Source organism: uncultured Helicobacter sp. (assembly GCF_910577135.1).
GTDB classification, from domain to species: domain Bacteria; phylum Campylobacterota; class Campylobacteria; order Campylobacterales; family Helicobacteraceae; genus Helicobacter_C; species Helicobacter_C mastomyrinus.
Genome location: NZ_CAJTLL010000005.1, coordinates 89,587 through 104,869, shown reverse-complemented (window position 1 = coordinate 104,869; position 15,283 = coordinate 89,587). Strand labels below are relative to the sequence as shown.

15 protein-coding genes, 1 tRNA gene and 1 pseudogene are annotated in these 15,283 nt (G+C 39.1%); 9 read left to right on the top strand and 8 right to left on the bottom strand.

Annotation, left to right across the window (positions count from 1 at the left end; all coding sequences use genetic code 11):
• Positions 1 to 14 precede the first annotated feature (14 nt).
• Both QZ289_RS04065 and traF read left to right on the top strand, forming a co-directional pair.
• Positions 15 to 2,390: a ribonucleoside-diphosphate reductase subunit alpha gene (locus QZ289_RS04065; RefSeq protein ID WP_295699491.1), complete on the top strand. Its 2,376-nt coding sequence runs from the start codon at positions 15 to 17 to the stop codon at positions 2,388 to 2,390.
• Between the two features lie 74 nt (positions 2,391 to 2,464).
• Positions 2,465 to 3,646 carry a conjugal transfer protein TraF gene (gene traF, locus QZ289_RS04060; RefSeq protein ID WP_295699490.1) on the top strand — a complete coding sequence of 394 codons (1,182 nt, stop codon included), beginning with the start codon at positions 2,465 to 2,467 and terminating at the stop codon, positions 3,644 to 3,646.
• A 56-nt stretch (positions 3,647 to 3,702) separates the two neighbouring features.
• Here traF and QZ289_RS04055 read toward each other — a convergent pair whose 3' ends face one another.
• The 5 genes and pseudogenes from QZ289_RS04055 to rpsT all read right to left on the bottom strand — a co-directional run bounded on the left by QZ289_RS04055 (position 3,703) and on the right by rpsT (position 6,415).
• Positions 3,703 to 4,428, bottom strand: coding sequence for a glycosyltransferase family 10 (locus QZ289_RS04055; protein WP_295699488.1), 726 nt, complete (start codon positions 4,426 to 4,428; stop codon positions 3,703 to 3,705).
• A gap of 69 nt (positions 4,429 to 4,497) precedes the next feature.
• Positions 4,498 to 4,554 (bottom strand): annotated as a pseudogene (locus tag QZ289_RS04050) (hypothetical protein); the annotation flags it as partial.
• Between the two features lie 317 nt (positions 4,555 to 4,871).
• Positions 4,872 to 5,054, bottom strand: a complete 183-nt coding sequence (locus tag QZ289_RS04045) for a hypothetical protein (RefSeq protein WP_295699485.1) — start codon at positions 5,052 to 5,054, stop codon at positions 4,872 to 4,874.
• Entirely contained in the window at positions 5,054 to 6,118 is a 1,065-nt protein-coding gene (gene prfA, locus QZ289_RS04040) for a peptide chain release factor 1 (RefSeq protein ID WP_295699483.1), read from the bottom strand. Before prfA ends, QZ289_RS04045 begins: the two co-directional genes overlap by 1 nt.
• 24 nt (positions 6,119 to 6,142) lie before the next feature.
• Positions 6,143 to 6,415, bottom strand: coding sequence for a 30S ribosomal protein S20 (rpsT, locus tag QZ289_RS04035; protein ID WP_295699481.1), 273 nt, complete (start codon positions 6,413 to 6,415; stop codon positions 6,143 to 6,145).
• Between the two features lie 102 nt (positions 6,416 to 6,517).
• Here rpsT and glmM point away from each other — a divergent pair, with 102 nt between their 5' ends.
• Together glmM and lspA are read left to right on the top strand one after the other, a co-directional pair.
• Positions 6,518 to 7,858 carry a phosphoglucosamine mutase gene (gene glmM / locus QZ289_RS04030; RefSeq protein WP_295699543.1) on the top strand — a complete coding sequence of 447 codons (1,341 nt, stop codon included), beginning with the start codon at positions 6,518 to 6,520 and terminating at the stop codon, positions 7,856 to 7,858.
• Positions 7,851 to 8,348, top strand: coding sequence for a signal peptidase II (lspA, locus tag QZ289_RS04025; protein ID WP_295699479.1), 498 nt, complete (start codon positions 7,851 to 7,853; stop codon positions 8,346 to 8,348). Before glmM ends, lspA begins: the two co-directional genes overlap by 8 nt.
• Positions 8,349 to 8,440: 92 nt before the next feature.
• Here the strand turns inward: lspA and QZ289_RS04020 are convergent.
• Positions 8,441 to 8,515, bottom strand: a tRNA-Val gene (locus QZ289_RS04020).
• Between the two features lie 514 nt (positions 8,516 to 9,029).
• Here QZ289_RS04020 and gltS point away from each other — a divergent pair.
• Positions 9,030 to 10,268 (top strand): sodium/glutamate symporter, encoded by a 1,239-nt coding sequence (gene gltS, locus QZ289_RS04015; RefSeq protein WP_295699541.1) that lies wholly within the window; start codon positions 9,030 to 9,032, stop codon positions 10,266 to 10,268.
• Positions 10,269 to 10,505: 237 nt separating this feature from the next.
• On the opposite strand, the gene QZ289_RS04010 is transcribed toward gltS, so the two are convergent.
• Positions 10,506 to 11,390, bottom strand: coding sequence for a hypothetical protein (locus QZ289_RS04010; RefSeq protein WP_295699476.1), 885 nt, complete (start codon positions 11,388 to 11,390; stop codon positions 10,506 to 10,508).
• Between the two features lie 100 nt (positions 11,391 to 11,490).
• The gene (locus tag QZ289_RS04005; protein ID WP_295699475.1) at positions 11,491 to 11,682 is read right to left on the bottom strand and encodes a hypothetical protein; all 192 of its coding nucleotides are present in this window, start codon (positions 11,680 to 11,682) and stop codon (positions 11,491 to 11,493) included.
• A 238-nt stretch (positions 11,683 to 11,920) separates the two neighbouring features.
• Between QZ289_RS04005 and QZ289_RS04000 the strand changes: the two genes are divergently transcribed.
• From QZ289_RS04000 to QZ289_RS03985, 4 genes are all read left to right on the top strand, one after another.
• Positions 11,921 to 12,829, top strand: coding sequence for a bifunctional 2-polyprenyl-6-hydroxyphenol methylase/3-demethylubiquinol 3-O-methyltransferase UbiG (locus QZ289_RS04000; protein WP_295699472.1), 909 nt, complete (start codon positions 11,921 to 11,923; stop codon positions 12,827 to 12,829).
• 161 nt (positions 12,830 to 12,990) lie between these two features.
• Positions 12,991 to 13,263, top strand: a complete 273-nt coding sequence (locus QZ289_RS03995) for a NifU family protein (RefSeq protein ID WP_295699470.1) — start codon at positions 12,991 to 12,993, stop codon at positions 13,261 to 13,263.
• Between the two features lie 21 nt (positions 13,264 to 13,284).
• Positions 13,285 to 13,899 (top strand): hypothetical protein, encoded by a 615-nt coding sequence (locus tag QZ289_RS03990; RefSeq protein ID WP_295699468.1) that lies wholly within the window; start codon positions 13,285 to 13,287, stop codon positions 13,897 to 13,899.
• Positions 13,871 to 15,280 (top strand): UDP-N-acetylmuramoyl-L-alanyl-D-glutamate--2,6-diaminopimelate ligase, encoded by a 1,410-nt coding sequence (locus QZ289_RS03985; RefSeq protein ID WP_295699465.1) that lies wholly within the window; start codon positions 13,871 to 13,873, stop codon positions 15,278 to 15,280. The genes QZ289_RS03990 and QZ289_RS03985 overlap by 29 nt, the downstream gene beginning before the upstream one ends.
• Positions 15,281 to 15,283 lie beyond the last annotated feature (3 nt).

Sequence of the window (15,283 nt, the reverse complement as noted above, 5' to 3'; positions counted from 1 at the left end):
AAATGGAGGGATAAATGCTAGATACAATCACAGTTACTAAAAGAAATGGGCGCATTGAGCCACTTGATATTTCAAAGATACAAAAGCATACTCACGCGGCAGTAGAGGGCTTAGAGGGCGTAAGCCAAAGTGAGCTAGAGGTTGATGCAAAGATTTTGTTTAAGGATAAAATCACCACTGAAGAAATTCAGCAGACATTGATTAAAACAGCTGTGGATAAAATCGATGTAGATACACCTAATTGGACTTTTGTCGCGGCACGATTATTTTTGTATGATTTGTATCATAAAGTAACGGGTTGGACGGGATACAAGAAGCTTGAAGATTACTTTATACAAGGTGAAAAAGAGGGTAAGCTCATATGCGGAATTAAAGAAAAATATGATTTAGCATTTTTGGATTCTCATATTAAGCCCGAGCGCGACTTGCAATTTAATTATTTAGGTATCAAGACACTTTATGATAGATATTTGCTTAAAGATGCAAATAACCACCCCATTGAGTTACCTCAGCATATGTTTATGGCGATTGCTATGTTTTTAGCGCAAAATGAGACTGATTGTAATGCGTGGGCAGTGAAATTCTACGATATGATTTCCTCTTTTGAGGTCATTTGTGCTACTCCCACTTTAGCAAATGCACGTACTACGCGACATCAGTTGAGCTCTTGCTTTGTGGGAAGCACACCTGATAATATTGAGGGTATTTTTGATGCGTATAAGGAAATGGCACTTTTAAGCAAGTATGGTGGAGGGATTGGCTGGGATTTTAGCCGTGTGAGAGGGCTAGGAAGCTATATTGATGGGCATAAAAATGCAGCAGGTGGTGTTGTGCCGTTTTTAAAAATTGCCAATGATGTGGCTATTGCTGTGGATCAGCTAGGCACACGCAAGGGGGCTATTGCTACGTATTTAGAGATATGGCATAATGATATTAATGATTTTATTGATTTACGTAAAAATAGCGGTGAAGAACGTAGGCGAACACACGATCTGTTCCCTGCTGTGTGGATTTGTGACTTATTTATGAAACGCGTTGAGGCAAATGAGTTTTGGACACTTTTTGACCCCTATCAATGTCCTGAACTCACAGAACTCTACGGAGAGGCATTTGAGGCTAAATATATCGAATACGAGCAATCAGATTCAATACTAAAAACCTGTGTTTTAGCTAAAGATTTATGGAAGAAGATTCTTACTAATTATTTTGAATCTGGTTTGCCATTTTTGTGCTTTAAAGATAATGCTAATCGTGCGAATCCTAATGCGCATGTTGGTATTATTAGAAGTAGCAATCTTTGTACGGAGATTTTTCAAAATACTAATCCTAATCATTACGTGGTGGAAGTGGAGTTTGAAGATGGAAGCAAGAGTATCTATGATGAACAAGAAAAGATACAGGTTGATAGTGGCATTTCAAAAAGAGCAAATAAGCTTACAAGTATAGATTCTGTTAATGGCAAAAAGGTATTTATTACCTCTCGTATTGCGCAAGGAGGTGATACAGCTGTGTGTAATCTAGCAAGTATTAATTTAAGCAAAATCCACGCTAAAGAGGATATTGAGCGTGTGCTGCCTATTGCCATTAGAATGCTTGATAATGTAATTGATTTGAATTTCTATCCCAATCGTAAGGTAAAGGTTACTAATATGCGTAATCGTGCTATTGGGCTTGGTGTAATGGGTGAAGCAGAGATGTTAGCACGAGCTGGAATTGAATGGGGAAGCGAAGAGCATTTAGCTAAAATTGATGAAGTAATGGAAATTGTTAGTTTCTATGCAATCAATTCAAGCGCAGATTTGGCTCAAGAAAAAGGCATATATCCGCAGTTTGAAGGGAGTAATTGGAGCAAGGGAGTTTTTCCTATTGATTTAGCTAATAAAGAAGCGCTAAAGCTTGTTGATAGAGGAGGGCTTTTCTCACAACAATGCGATTGGGAATCTCTAAGAGCAAAGGTAAAAACACAAGGTATGCGCAATGGCTATTTAATGGCAATCGCCCCTACAAGTTCCATCAGCATTTTAGTAGGGACAACACAAACTATTGAACCTATTTATCGCAAAAAATGGTATGAAGAAAATTTAAGCGGGCTTATTCCCACAGTTGTGCCACATCTTAATTTGGATACGTGGAATTATTATGTGTCTGCTTATGATATTGACCAAACATTGCTTATTAAGGCTGCTGCTGTGCGACAAAAATGGATTGATCAGGGGCAAAGCACAAATATTTTTGTGCGGCTTGATAAGGCAAGTGGTAAAATGCTCAATGATGTTTATATGCTTGCGTGGAAATTAGGCTTAAAAAGCACCTATTATCTGCGCTCTCAAAGCCCAGAAGCAGAAGAGCAGATTATGGATAGAAGTGTAGAATGTGTGAATTGCCAGTAGAAATTTATTGCTTTACATATAGATTTTATGTAAAATTAGGAGAATCCATTAACATTAAGTAATAAGGAGACGCTATGAATAGAGTTTATAAGAAAATAGGTTCGGGCACAATGTTGCTTGCACCTTTATTGAGTTGTGCTGTGGAGTTTGGAGGGCAGGGGATTCGCTCTGCCGCTTTGGGTGGCGCTGGTGTGGCTCTGAAGCAAACACAATGGGGTTTATATTATAATCCTGCATTACTTGCAGCAGAACCTGCAAAACACGCTAAAGTTGGTTGGAATGTGGGTGCAACACTTATGGATAGTGGGCTTTTCACGATGTTTGACGACTCCATTTTGGAACAAGATACAATTAAGAATACTCAATCTTTGAATGAGGCACTAAATCGAGGTGCTAATCTTACCTTTCAAAGTGGTATCGTATTTCAATTGCTACCTATATCGCAAGGACATAATCTAAGCATTGGTTATTTTAAAAATATTTATACTTCTTTGAGTGGTTGGGGAAATATACCCGATAATTCCACTAATCTTAATGATGTAACAGACAATGCTGGGTTTGATGCACACTTGTTAGCTATTGATGAGCTACCTATTGGTTATGCATATCGTTTTAGCACATCTGCGGGAGAGATAAGCATGGGTGCGAGTGTGAAGTTTATGTTTGGCGCTGGTGGAAGGCATAGTATGGATCTTAATGGGAATATAACTGATCTTATCAAAGATACACTTTCAGTAGAAAATGCAGCTTCAAGCTTTAATGTTGGGCTAGATTTGGGCGCATACTATAGTCCTAACATTATAAATAATCGTTTAGGCATAGGATTGGTTGTTAAAAATCTCAATGCACCAAGCTTTACGATGAAACATATTAGCAATGGTGTTAGCACAAATGAAAAAATTTCCCTTAATCCTCAAGTGCGTTTGGGTATGTCGCTTGACCCATTAGATTGGCTGACATTTACCTTCGATGCAGATTTGACATCAAATAAGTTGCTTCCTCTTGCTTCCAAGACCGTGCATTCTCAAGTTGTTGGTGGTGGGATGAGATTCCACAGCACAAGATTTGAAAATGTGGATTTAAATCTAGGTATAGCAAAGGATTTTGGCTTAGATAATGGTTTAACCTTTAGTGGTGGATTTGGTTTAGGTTTGATTGGTATTGCTCTGTCATACTCCACAGGCAAGACAGATATGGGAGGCGTGGCTATCCCTAATTATGTAGCTATTAAAATTGGTGGTGGTTTGAATTTCTAAGCCTTGATAATGGATAGCTTTTTTATAATAGGCTATCCATTATTACTCATTTTGATTTACTTTAAGGGCAATAGAATCTTGCGAAAGGTAGATTTTATTGCTCGAATAGGCTTTTGAAAGATATGAGCAAAGTTATTAGCTAATCTACGTGCTCTTTGAATTTTTTTATAACGTCTCTCTAGGTTACATCGCCATTGCCCAAAGCCTCTGCGATAAGCCTTTTCTAAAGGTTGATTAAAAATATGAAGCAAAAAGTCTTCAAGCTTTTTGTCAAAAATTTCTTGGTGATTGCTATTTAGAAAACTAGGCTGGGAAAGCATAGCAAGGTAGGCTTCATCATTTTTATTAAGATATTTAATCTGCTCTAACACTGCTGCGAAATCTGTATGTGAGCGGCAATGGATAAAAGCCTTTGCATTCACCCCACCCCCGCTTGATTCTAAAGGCAAGCTCACTCTTTCATCACCCCAATAGATAGGTATGCTTTGGGCGGCGAGTGCCTCAATCAACTTTTCTGTCGTATAGCCATTTGTGCTTGAATTTTCAAAGGTGATGTTGAATTTGCCTGTTTTGAGAAAGGCATATTTATCTGCTACGCGTTTGCCAATATTATTTTTATAGCCTCCACCGCTATCTATATGATCATATTGAGAAAGATAGTCAAAAAACTGCGCCCGTAGCTCATCTGCCTTGCCATTACTCACTACAAAGGTGCAAAATCGCGTTTTCTCCTTGAGTAACTGCGGAGTGATGCTTTGATGTTTGCTCATAGCTTTTTCCATGACTCCTTTATAATGCAAGTAGAGCGGATAGCGCATATATCTATCCTCAAACTCCATATAATCATATCCAATCGCATAATCACAAAAATTAAAATCCGCCCGAACATTCTCCCCACAGGAAAAGATTCTAATCCCATCATATTCAATATCTTATCTGTATAGTTTTGTCAGGAATCAAAGTGAGAGAGAAGCTAAGCAAATAAAGCAAAGTGCGAGAGAATGAGGGATATTTGAAAAATCAAAGTGCGCTCAAATTTGAATGAGTAGTATATGATGGGGCTAATGGCTGGGAGATAAGATAAGGCAAGAGAACTTAAGAGAGATTATAGAGCTTTTTTAAAGGTTGGGGATAAGAGGCTTAAAGGGCTAGTTTTACTGCTGGGGATTATTAAATTTACTTAAATTTAATGTTTGAAATCAAAGTAAAATCCCTCACTTTGATTTCAAACGCAAAATGACTTTGATTTTACGCGAGGGGTTACATTATCTCCCATCACAGAATAAGAGATATAATCAGGATTTTTGTCGGTAAAGATGAGCTTATAATGTTTGCGGAGGATTTCTAGAATCTTCCCTTCCACCGCCCCATCGCAAAAATACACCTTTTTTGTCGGCTTTTGTGGCATTATTCAGTCGTTCCCATTGCTTGACTTTGGGCGTGGGCGATAAGGGGATTTATAATCTCATCAAGCAGCCCACCTAGCATAATCTCTTCAAGGCTATAAAGCGTTAAGCCGATGCGATGGTCTGTAAGGCGATTTTGCGGATAGTTATAAGTGCGGATTCGTTCACTTCTATCGCCACTCCCTACTTGTGTTTTGCGTACCTCTTTATTTTGGGCATTTTGGGCTTCAATCTCGGCTTCATACAGCCTCGCTTTGAGAATCTTTAGTGCCTTGTCTTTATTTTTATGTTGAGATTTTTCATCTTGCATTGATACGCTAATGCCTGTAGGGATATGGGTAATCCTCACTGCAGAATCAGTTGTATTGACACTTTGCCCTCCGTGCCCGCCGCTGCGGAAAACTTCGATTTTCAAATCATTTGGATTAATATCGACGCTTACATCATCAACCTCAGGCATAATCGCCACGGTGATGGCAGAAGTGTGAATCCGCCCTTGAGATTCTGTCTCGGGGACACGCTGCACTCGATGAGTGCCGCCCTCATATTTGAGCCGCGAGTATGCGCCATTACCTTTGATAAGTGCAATCACCTCCTTATAGCCACCCACATTATTTTCACTCGCGCTCATTATCTCCACTTTCCATTTTTGCAAATCCGCATAGCGGCAATACGCCTTAAACAAGTCTCCTACAAAGATTCCCGCCTCATCACCGCCTGTCCCAGCGCGGATTTCAAGATAAATATTTTTACCATCATTAGGATCTTTAGGGATAAGGAGAATCTTAATTTCCTCCTCTAATATGATTTTTTGAGATTCTAAATCTTTGAGCTCTTCTTTGGCAAGCTCACCTAGCTCCTTATCCTCTAGTAATGTCTTATTTTCAGCAATGCCCTCAAGTGTGGCAAAATATGCTCTAGCCTTTTGCACGATAGATTCTATATCGCTTTGTTCTTTGCTAAGTTGTGTTAATTGCTGGATGTTAGAGAGAGTGGATTCTAAAGTAAGGAGGTTTGAAATCTCATCATAATGCGCCACAATGGGCTTAAGCTTATCGACAAGCATTTCAAGCCTTTGTAAAAATGGTGATTAGGCAGATTGTGCGAGTTTTTTCACACTTGCATTGAGGCGCGATACTTTTCTTGCGGCTGTATTTTTTGTTAAAATGCCCTTACTTACATATTTGTGTAGCTCTTTATTGGCAATTTTAAAGGCTTCTTGCGCTTTTGCAAGGTCTTTATTTACTACTGCTTCTCTAAGATTACGGACAATATTTTTAATGCGCGTTTTGTAGTATCGATTACGCTCGGTTCGTGTTTTTGTCTGTCGAATGCGTTTTTGTGCGGATTTATGATTTGCCATTTCCTATTAGTCCTTTTTAAAAAAAATTAAGGCAAAATTGTGCCAAAAGTTTGATTAAATGCAGTTTAAAGCCATTAAGGAGATATGATGAACTCGAAGGATATAAAGCTTTTTGGCACTGATGGCGTGAGAGGACGAGCCGGAGAAGTTATCACGCCTTCAAGTGTGATTGCCCTAGGTGCGAGTGCGGGGATACACTTCCGCCAACATTCCCTTACAAATAAGATTCTAGTAGGTAAAGATACACGCCGCAGCGGCTATATGATAGAAAATGCACTTGTCTCAAGCCTTACTTCTGTGGGCTATGATGTGATACAAATTGGTCCTATGCCTACTCCTGCAGTGGCTTTCCTCACTGAAGATATGCGCTGCGATGCAGGAGTGATGATTAGTGCTAGTCATAATCCCTATGATGACAATGGCATTAAATTCTTCAATCATTGCGGCTACAAACTTGCCCCGCAAGAGGAGGAGAGTATAGAATCTTACTACCACGATAATGCCGCCCTACAAGCTGCACTCAAAAGCGGACAGGAGATTGGTAGCTCAAAACGTATCGATGATGTCGTGGGGCGCTATATTGTGCATATTAAAAATTCATTTCCCAAACACCTTACGTTAAGAGGGCTTAGAATTGTGTGCGATTGTGCCAATGGCGCGGCGTATCGGGTCGCCCCTATCGTGCTTAGTGAGCTTGGGGCTGATGTGATTGCGATTAATGACGAACCCGATGGATTCAATATCAATAAGCAGTGCGGGGCTATGCACCCAGAGGATTTAGCGCAAAAGGTGCGGACATATCGCGCTGATGTGGGTTTTGCCCTTGATGGCGATGCGGATAGGCTTGTTGTGGTGGATAGCGAGGGCAATATCGTCAATGGCGATAAGCTTATCGGTGCACTTGCGCTTTATCAAAAGCAAATGGGTGTATTAAAAAATAATGCCATTGTGGCGACACTGATGAGTAATCTGGCACTTGAGGAGTTTCTCAAATCGCATAAAATAAGCCTGTATCGCTGTAATGTTGGTGATAAATATGTGTGGGATATGATGCAAGAGCATAACCTCAATTTTGGTGGGGAAAATAGCGGACATATCATTTTTAGCGATTATGCTAAAACAGGCGATGGCTTGGTGAGTGCCTTGCAAGTTTTAGCTCTTTTGTTACAAAGTAAGCAAAGCTCAAAAGATGTGCTTAATCCTTTTGAGCTCTACCCAAGTGAGCTTTTTAACCTCAAAGTAGCGCATAAAAAGCCCCTTGAAAATATTAAGGGGCTGCAAGAGAAGCTAGATTCTATTACTCAAAGTGGCAATCGTCACTTAGTGCGCTACTCTGGCACGGAAAATAAGCTTAGAATCTTGGTCGAGGGTAAGGATTCTAAAATAGTCGAGAGGCAGGTTAAAATGCTTGTAGAGTTTTTTCAAAAGCAACTCAATGTGTGAGCAAATGCTATCTTTACAATATATCCATCAGCTTAGTAAGCGGCATTTGCTTGTGTTTGCCGCACTTTTTATATTCAGTATAGCTCTTGATCAATGGGTGAAAATTATTATGATTGAGGGCTTTGCTTGGGATAGCGAGGTGTTAAGCATAGGCGGGAGGGCGTTAGTATATAATAAAGGTGTGGCGTTTTCGATGTTTAGTTTTTTGAGCGAGTATTTAAAATATCTGCAGATTTTATTTTTGTGCTTTTTGCTACTTTTTGCACTATGCAGCGACTTTTTCTTAAAGCATTATGTGACACTAGGAATCTTAGTGGGTGCGGGGGTTTCAAATATTCTTGATAGGTTTATGTATGAGGGCGTGGTGGATTATGTGTATTGGCATTATTGGTTTGATTTCGCGATTTTTAATTTAGCCGATGTAATGATTGATATAAGCGTAGTGCTGATTATCTGGCAGATGTTGAGGGAGAAGCACTCTAAGACTTAAGATACTCAATATTTATCCACTACAAGTAAAAAATTAAAGTGTAAAAATACGCATAAATACCTTATATTAAAGCAATAATATGTTGCACTAGATGGTGTTCACGACTGGATTTGAACCAGCGACCCCTACCATGTCAAGGTAGTGCTCTACCACTGAGCTACGCGAACTCTCTGTACTCTGCAATCCTTATCATTCAGGCATTTGAAGCTTAAGTAGTTGTTAGAGGGTGGATTCTACCCAAGCATTTATTTACATTTTCTTAAGTCTTCTGCAAGAATGATTAAATAGAAATTATACAATGTTATTACGTGAAGATTAAAATATGCGAATTATAATTTTTGCAAATTCAAAATAAAGGAATAATTTATGTTTGGCAAACTCATTTTATTTCTCGCACTTTGCTTGTTTTCATCGCTTCATGCAGAGGTGGCGCAATGGGGTGGGGGGAGCCCTTGCACTAACGCTACTTCATCAGTTATGCACCCCATCTCATCGTGGGCGAATGACTATATAGTGAATGCAGATGATACTAATGTATATAGTGCTCCTTTTGAATCCTGCATATTAGGCAATACCCTTAATCGAGGGCAGAAGATTAAAGCTCTTGCAAGCAATGATGAATTTTTAGAATTTTTATATGTAGAGACACAGAGCGAAAATGAGGGAATTAAACATTTTTATATCAAGGGGGATTCTGCACGTCTTGGAGCATTCTCTTTTGATTTTTATTTCACTCTGGTATGTATGGTATTTGTGTTACTCACTGGGCGATATATCATCTCTAAGGTAAAGGTTTTACGGGATTACAATATTCCCGAGCCCGTCGTAGGTGGAATCTTAGCGGCGATTTTTATCCTCTGTGTGTATCAATTCTTGCATATTGAATTTAAGTTTGATACTTCACTTAAAGACCCGCTAATGCTTGCCTTTTTCTCTTCGATTGGCTTGAGTGCGGATTTTGCCTCGCTAAAAAAAGGCGGTAAAATGCTAGTGATATTTTTAGGCGTTGTAGTAGGACTACTCTTTTTGCAAAACATCATCGGCGTGGGCGTGAGCTATGCAATGGGACAAAATCCACTGCTTGGAATGCTTGGCGGTTCTATTACGATGAGTGGAGGACATGGCACAGGTGCAGCGTGGGCAGATATATTTAAAAATCCACCTTATAATTTTGGTGCAGCTACGGAGGTGGCTATGGCGTGTGCGACCTTTGGGCTTGTGATGGGAGGGCTTATAGGCGGACCTACTGCGCGTTATTTGATTAAAAAGCATAATCTTAAGATTCCGGGTAAAGAGCATATTAGCAAGGATTCTCACGGCTTTGAGACGCCCAATAAAGAGCGGCTTATTACACCCATTAGCTTTATAGAATCTTTAGCACTCATTGCGATGTGCCTCCTCATAGGGACATTGCTTAGCGATTATAGTAAGAGTGCATTTCCCTCATTTAATCTCCCTACATTTGTGTATTGTCTCTTTATGGGCGTGATTTTGCGTAATGTGCTAAGTGCGCTCAATATTCATCAAGTCTTTGATAGGGAAGTCTCTGTGCTAGGGAATGTCTCGCTCTCGCTTTTTCTTGCCTTTGCGATGATGACTTTGAATCTATGGGAGCTTGTGGCATTGGCATTACCTATGATAGTGATTTTGACCGCACAGGCAGTATGTATGGTGCTTTTTGCCGTGTTTGTTACCTTTAGATTCTGTGGGAGGGATTATGACGCGGCTGTATTGGCAGCGGGGCATTGTGGCTTTGGCTTAGGCGCGACACCTACAGCTATGGTGAATATGCAGACGGTTACTTCACATTATGGACCAAGTCATATGGCATTTATTGTCGTGCCTTTGGTAGGAGCGTTCTTTATTGATTTAATCAATGCTGTGGTGATACAAAGTATATTACAAATCTTGCCTCTTTAAAAGGCAGGATAGTTCCATCGCTAAGTTTTGATTATTGATTGCTTTTTACCACTACGACCGCTCCATTAAATGAAAGAATCTTGTATGTTGTACTGATGTTATGCTGTTCTAAAAAGCTATGAATGCGGGTAAAAGATTTGTCATCTTTGTTGTGTGTGGACAAAAGGATTAAGTCCCAGTCTTTTTGTTCTAGGAGTGTTTCTATGGCTTCAAATTGAGGTAAATACCGCTTATAAGCTATTCAAGCGAGAGGCAGTTTGCAATTTTGTGAATCAAAATGTGTGGCGATGGAGGCACTCGCTGCGCGTAAATCCTCCTTATGATATGTGGCGCTGTGATATGTGCTACAAGGATAAGAGTAAGGGCAGGTATGTAAAATACAGCATACCTAGAGGCGTATACCAAAATACTTGCAAGAAATAAATAGATAAGCGGATAAAGTTCCACAAAATAGCGTGTTGTTATCGTTTGAGATATACTCATAAAAATAGCAATGATGATACATAGCTCTAAGCCTACAATATAAAGCAGAGGTGCGTATTGCCTATATACTTTAAGAGGGATTTGCTTAAAACAAAAGGCGTAAAAAAGTATGACGAAAATCCAGCCAAACTTCCCCAATGCCGAGAGTGGAATAGATAAAAGCAGAAAATAGAGACTTTTATCATATACCCATTCACTATTCATACGATGTAAAAAGTCTCCATAGTAGTGATGAATGCCAATCCACATAACCCCCATCGCACCCATAAGGGTAAAAATGATAAATAGGGGTATGAAATATTGCTTCGTGCGCCAAGCCTGAATAAGTGCAATCATACCCGTAGAAAACACAAAAATATATGCGTAGTAATGCGTTAGAACCATTGCAACCCCGCATATCAATATACCTACAAAATAATACATAGGGCGTTTGAGTGTTAATCTGTAATACATAGATTCAAAAACGCAATACAAAAGGGTGCAAAAAATACTTGCTAATGCAAGGAGCATAGCGTAATTTCGGGATTCTTGTGCGTAATAAATAGTATTTGGAGCTAAAGAGAAATAAAACAAAATATATGAGCGCGAGTTTTTCAAGATGATGTTTATAGAGGAGGATATAGCTAGTAATAGCGCCAAAAAGTATCCATAAAGTGCTAAAAAAGCGCAGCGTAAAATCAAAAGTACCAAAGATATGTGAGTAGATTTTAAGAAGGAGATTGTAAAAAAAGGGTGATTGTCATTTAGGATTATGCCAAAAGCTCCTAAAATCCCAAGTATTTAGGCTTGTGCTATGCCCCCCCCCCATAATAGAATATACGCTAAATGCTTCATCTCCCCAAAATGATTCGCGATTAATATTCCATAAGACAATGAGCAAAAAGAGGGTGATTACTCCTGTGATATGAGTATTACTTGAGCTACGATTCATAAAAATCCTTTATGCGGGTTAAAAGTTATGATTGTAGCACAAATATCAATTGAGAATGATAATCTATTATTTTAGTGTATATTGCAATCAACATTCTAATCCAGATTCTTTTATCATTGTATTTTGTGTTATATTCGCGCCTTAATGATTGTTTGGAAATACCTCTCTCCACATTTGTAAAGTGGGTTTTTCAAGGTATAATTTTCATAAATCTTTCATTTTTTACAAAAGGAGTCTTATGCAGATAAAGCCCTCATATATCCAAAATGGCATTGTATTCTTTGCCCCCCCCCCATTAGATAATCCCTCTTTTAGCAATATAGATTCTTATAATTCCCAGATATCGCCTCACACTTCATATTCAAATACGCATTTTCCACTTGAAGGTATGGATATGCTCTATTTGGCTGAAAAGGTGCATTTTTGGCATAGGAGTAGGGTGGAGTTTATCTACCAGCAGGTGAGTAAGCAGCTTGTGCGTTTATATGGTAAGGAACACTTCAAGCAGCAATATATACTTGATGTAGGAGCGGGGACAGGGAGCGTTACGCGATATTTTCTCTCGCAAGGATTTGAGGATATGGCATTGGGTGAGATTCACTCACAAGGCTTGGAATATGCTAAAACTTATGGCATTTCTAAGCTTTTTTGTATGGATTTGCTTGATGTGCCTTTTGAAGATGAGTTTGATTGTATTTTTGCCTTTGATGTGATAGAGCATATCGAGAATGACAAAGAATCCATTATAAATATGAAAAAAATGCTTAAAAACAATGCAAAAAGCCTTTTGTGCGTGAGTGTCCCCGCACATCAATGGCTATGGAATGCACACGATGTCTTAGTGCATCATAAACGCCGCTACACCAAAGGTAAGCTTATGAATCTATTTAAAGAATGCGGTTTATATATAGAGATGGCGCAATATTTCTTCGTCGCGCTCACGCCGCTTTTGTTTGCACGAGCCTTGTTAAGCCCTGCTAAAAAGGCACAAAAGCTATCTAAAGAGGCTTTGCGCGATGTGCCACCTCCTAAGATTCTAAATAGTGCATTGCTTGGGCTATGTCGCTTAGAAAATGCACTATTGCCCTTACTTCCTTTTGGTATGCCTTTTGGCGGCTCATTATTGCTGGTTGCAAGGAAGGTGTAGCTTTTCTTACCCTGCCTAAAGAATCCATAGCCTTGCAGCTGCTTAATATGCTATGTTATACGCATTGTAGAGCGAGTTTGGAGGCTTAAGTGTATTTCGTATATAACATTTGAAAAAATAGGCTAAAATATGGGGATATAAAGTTCTAGGGAGGTAATGGCGTGTTTCCCTTTAGTGATGAAGAGCTGAAAATACCCGTTGAAATGGTTATGCAAAAGGTGCGTCCAACACTAACACTTGATGGTGGAGACATTACTCTACTAGGCATTAGAGATGCAAAGGTATATGTTCGGCTTGAGGGAGCGTGTAAAGGCTGCCCAAGCTCTGCAAATACGCTTAAATACGCTATTGAAAATCGCTTAAAAGAGGAAATCCACCCGGATATTGCTATTGTTAATGTGCCTCACGGGGAAGAATCACATTTTAATTGGTAAATTCCTATGGAAAGTGTAAAATTGACAGATACTCGCACAAGACAAGTGATTAACAAAAATAATAAAAGAGCCTTTGCGCTTTTTAGTGCTAAGGAATACAAACAAGCATTTGAGCTCTTCGCTCACAATCTCCACTTAGAGCCTAATAATACTGAATCACTTATTGGTATATTACTCGCTGATATTGCACAAGACTTTGAAGAACAGGCTCTTGGCTTGTATGAATACTATCAAATTCTGCTCTCACAAGAAATAAGCAAAGTCAAGGCAAGAAAACAGATCCTAAAGGCTATTAAAAACTTTGACAAAAGCACAAATGATATTTTTTCTTTAGTAAAGGGTATTGAGAATTTACGTGCAGATTCTATTGATGGGATTTTATATCAAGATTTTAAGCGTTTAACAGCGGAGAAAAGCTTTAAGGAGATATTTGAGGATTTGATTTTTAGCACAAAGATTATTTTTCTTAATAAGTATGAATTTTACGAATTTCTTAATCAGCTTATAGAAAATGGCTATCAAGATATGTCGCTTGAATATATAGAATCATTAAGGAAAAATATTGTTTATGATAGTGAAATAGAAAAAATTTTACAAAAGGTAACTGATGATAATCATAAAAACCATAAAACATAGCGATAAGCTTTATACTGCTATCACTGATGATACTCGCGTTGTCGCCTCTCTTTTGAAAGGAGAGAGCATAAGCCAAGATGAGCACCCCATAGAGTTAGATTCCCTCCTGCTTGTGAGATGTAAGCAAAATGCCACTTTTGTAGAACGCTTACAAGATTCTATAAAAGATACATCATCTAGGCAGATTCATATTATAGAATCTACCCAGCTTATAAAAATACTTCTAGGCAATGCAATGCAGGAGCAAATGCGCATAGTGGGGATTACTGGCACAAATGGTAAGACAACCACAGCGGCGATTATTTATTCCATACTGCTTGATTTGGGATATAAAGTAGCCTTGCTTGGCACAAGGGGCTTTTTTATGAATGATAAAATGATAAAGCCTAAGGGGCTAACAACGCCGAGTTTGCTTGAGCTTTATGAAAATCTATGTATTGCACGAGAGGCAAAAAGTGATTTTTTCATTATGGAGGTAAGCTCTCACGCTATCGAGCAAGAACGTATCGCAGGGCTTGAGTTTGCTTTGAAGATTCTTAGTAATATTACAAGCGATCATTTAGATTATCATAAAAGTATAGAGGAATATAGACGTATCAAAAATAGCTTTTTTGAGGGCAGTGGGGCAAAGCTTATCAACGCAGATGAGCCATACGCACATTGCAGTGATAAAAAAGCATTTTATTATGGGATTGAGAAAAAAGGGCATTTGAGTGTAGATGCCTACGCGCTGGAAAATGGCATTGACGCACATATCTCGTGGCGAGGACACAATGGCGATGTGGAGCATAGCACGATAGAAGCACATTTATATGGAAAGCATAATCTTTATAATGCCCTTGCTGCTGTTGGAGCGGTGAAGATTCTCACATCTAAAGGCTTAGAATCTATCGCGCAAGCTTTGGGACATTTTGGCGGTGTGAGCGGACGTATGGAGGTCGTGCATACATCGCCGCTTGTGATAGTGGATTTTGCTCATACATACGACGGTATGCGTCAAATTTTTGAAAGCTTTAGACATCAAAAAATTGTAGTGGTATTTGGCGCAGGAGGTGATAGAGATAAAACTAAGCGTCCTAAAATGGGAGAGTGCGCCCAGCAGTTCGCACATAAGATATATGTTACAAGTGATAATCCTCGAACAGAATCTGCACAATCTATTATAGAGGATATATTGAGCGGTATTACTAGGCAGGAGCGCGTATTTGTAGAAGTTGAGCGCAAAAATGCGATTTGCAGGGCATTAGATGAGCTGCAAAATGATGAAGTACTACTGATTTTAGGGAAAGGCGATGAGGACTATCAAATCATCGGCACACAGAAGCTACATTTTGATGATAGAGAAATAGTAAAGGCATATTTTGCTCATAAACATTCATAGATT

Coding starts and splice junctions, on each gene's coding strand:
- QZ289_RS04065 (WP_295699491.1), top strand. CDS start 15: ATGCTAGATACAATCACAGTTACTAAAAGAAATGGGCGCATTGAGCCA.
- lspA (WP_295699479.1), top strand. CDS start 7,851: ATGTGTGAGCAAATGCTATCTTTACAATATATCCATCAGCTTAGTAAG.
- rpsT (WP_295699481.1), bottom strand. CDS start 6,415: ATGGCAAATCATAAATCCGCACAAAAACGCATTCGACAGACAAAAACA.
- QZ289_RS04000 (WP_295699472.1), top strand. CDS start 11,921: ATGCAGATAAAGCCCTCATATATCCAAAATGGCATTGTATTCTTTGCC.
- QZ289_RS04055 (WP_295699488.1), bottom strand. CDS start 4,428: ATGGAAAAAGCTATGAGCAAACATCAAAGCATCACTCCGCAGTTACTC.
- QZ289_RS03985 (WP_295699465.1), top strand. CDS start 13,871: ATGATAATCATAAAAACCATAAAACATAGCGATAAGCTTTATACTGCT.
- QZ289_RS04045 (WP_295699485.1), bottom strand. CDS start 5,054: ATGCCACAAAAGCCGACAAAAAAGGTGTATTTTTGCGATGGGGCGGTG.
- traF (WP_295699490.1), top strand. CDS start 2,465: ATGAATAGAGTTTATAAGAAAATAGGTTCGGGCACAATGTTGCTTGCA.
- QZ289_RS04005 (WP_295699475.1), bottom strand. CDS start 11,682: ATGAATCGTAGCTCAAGTAATACTCATATCACAGGAGTAATCACCCTC.
- prfA (WP_295699483.1), bottom strand. CDS start 6,118: ATGCTTGTCGATAAGCTTAAGCCCATTGTGGCGCATTATGATGAGATT.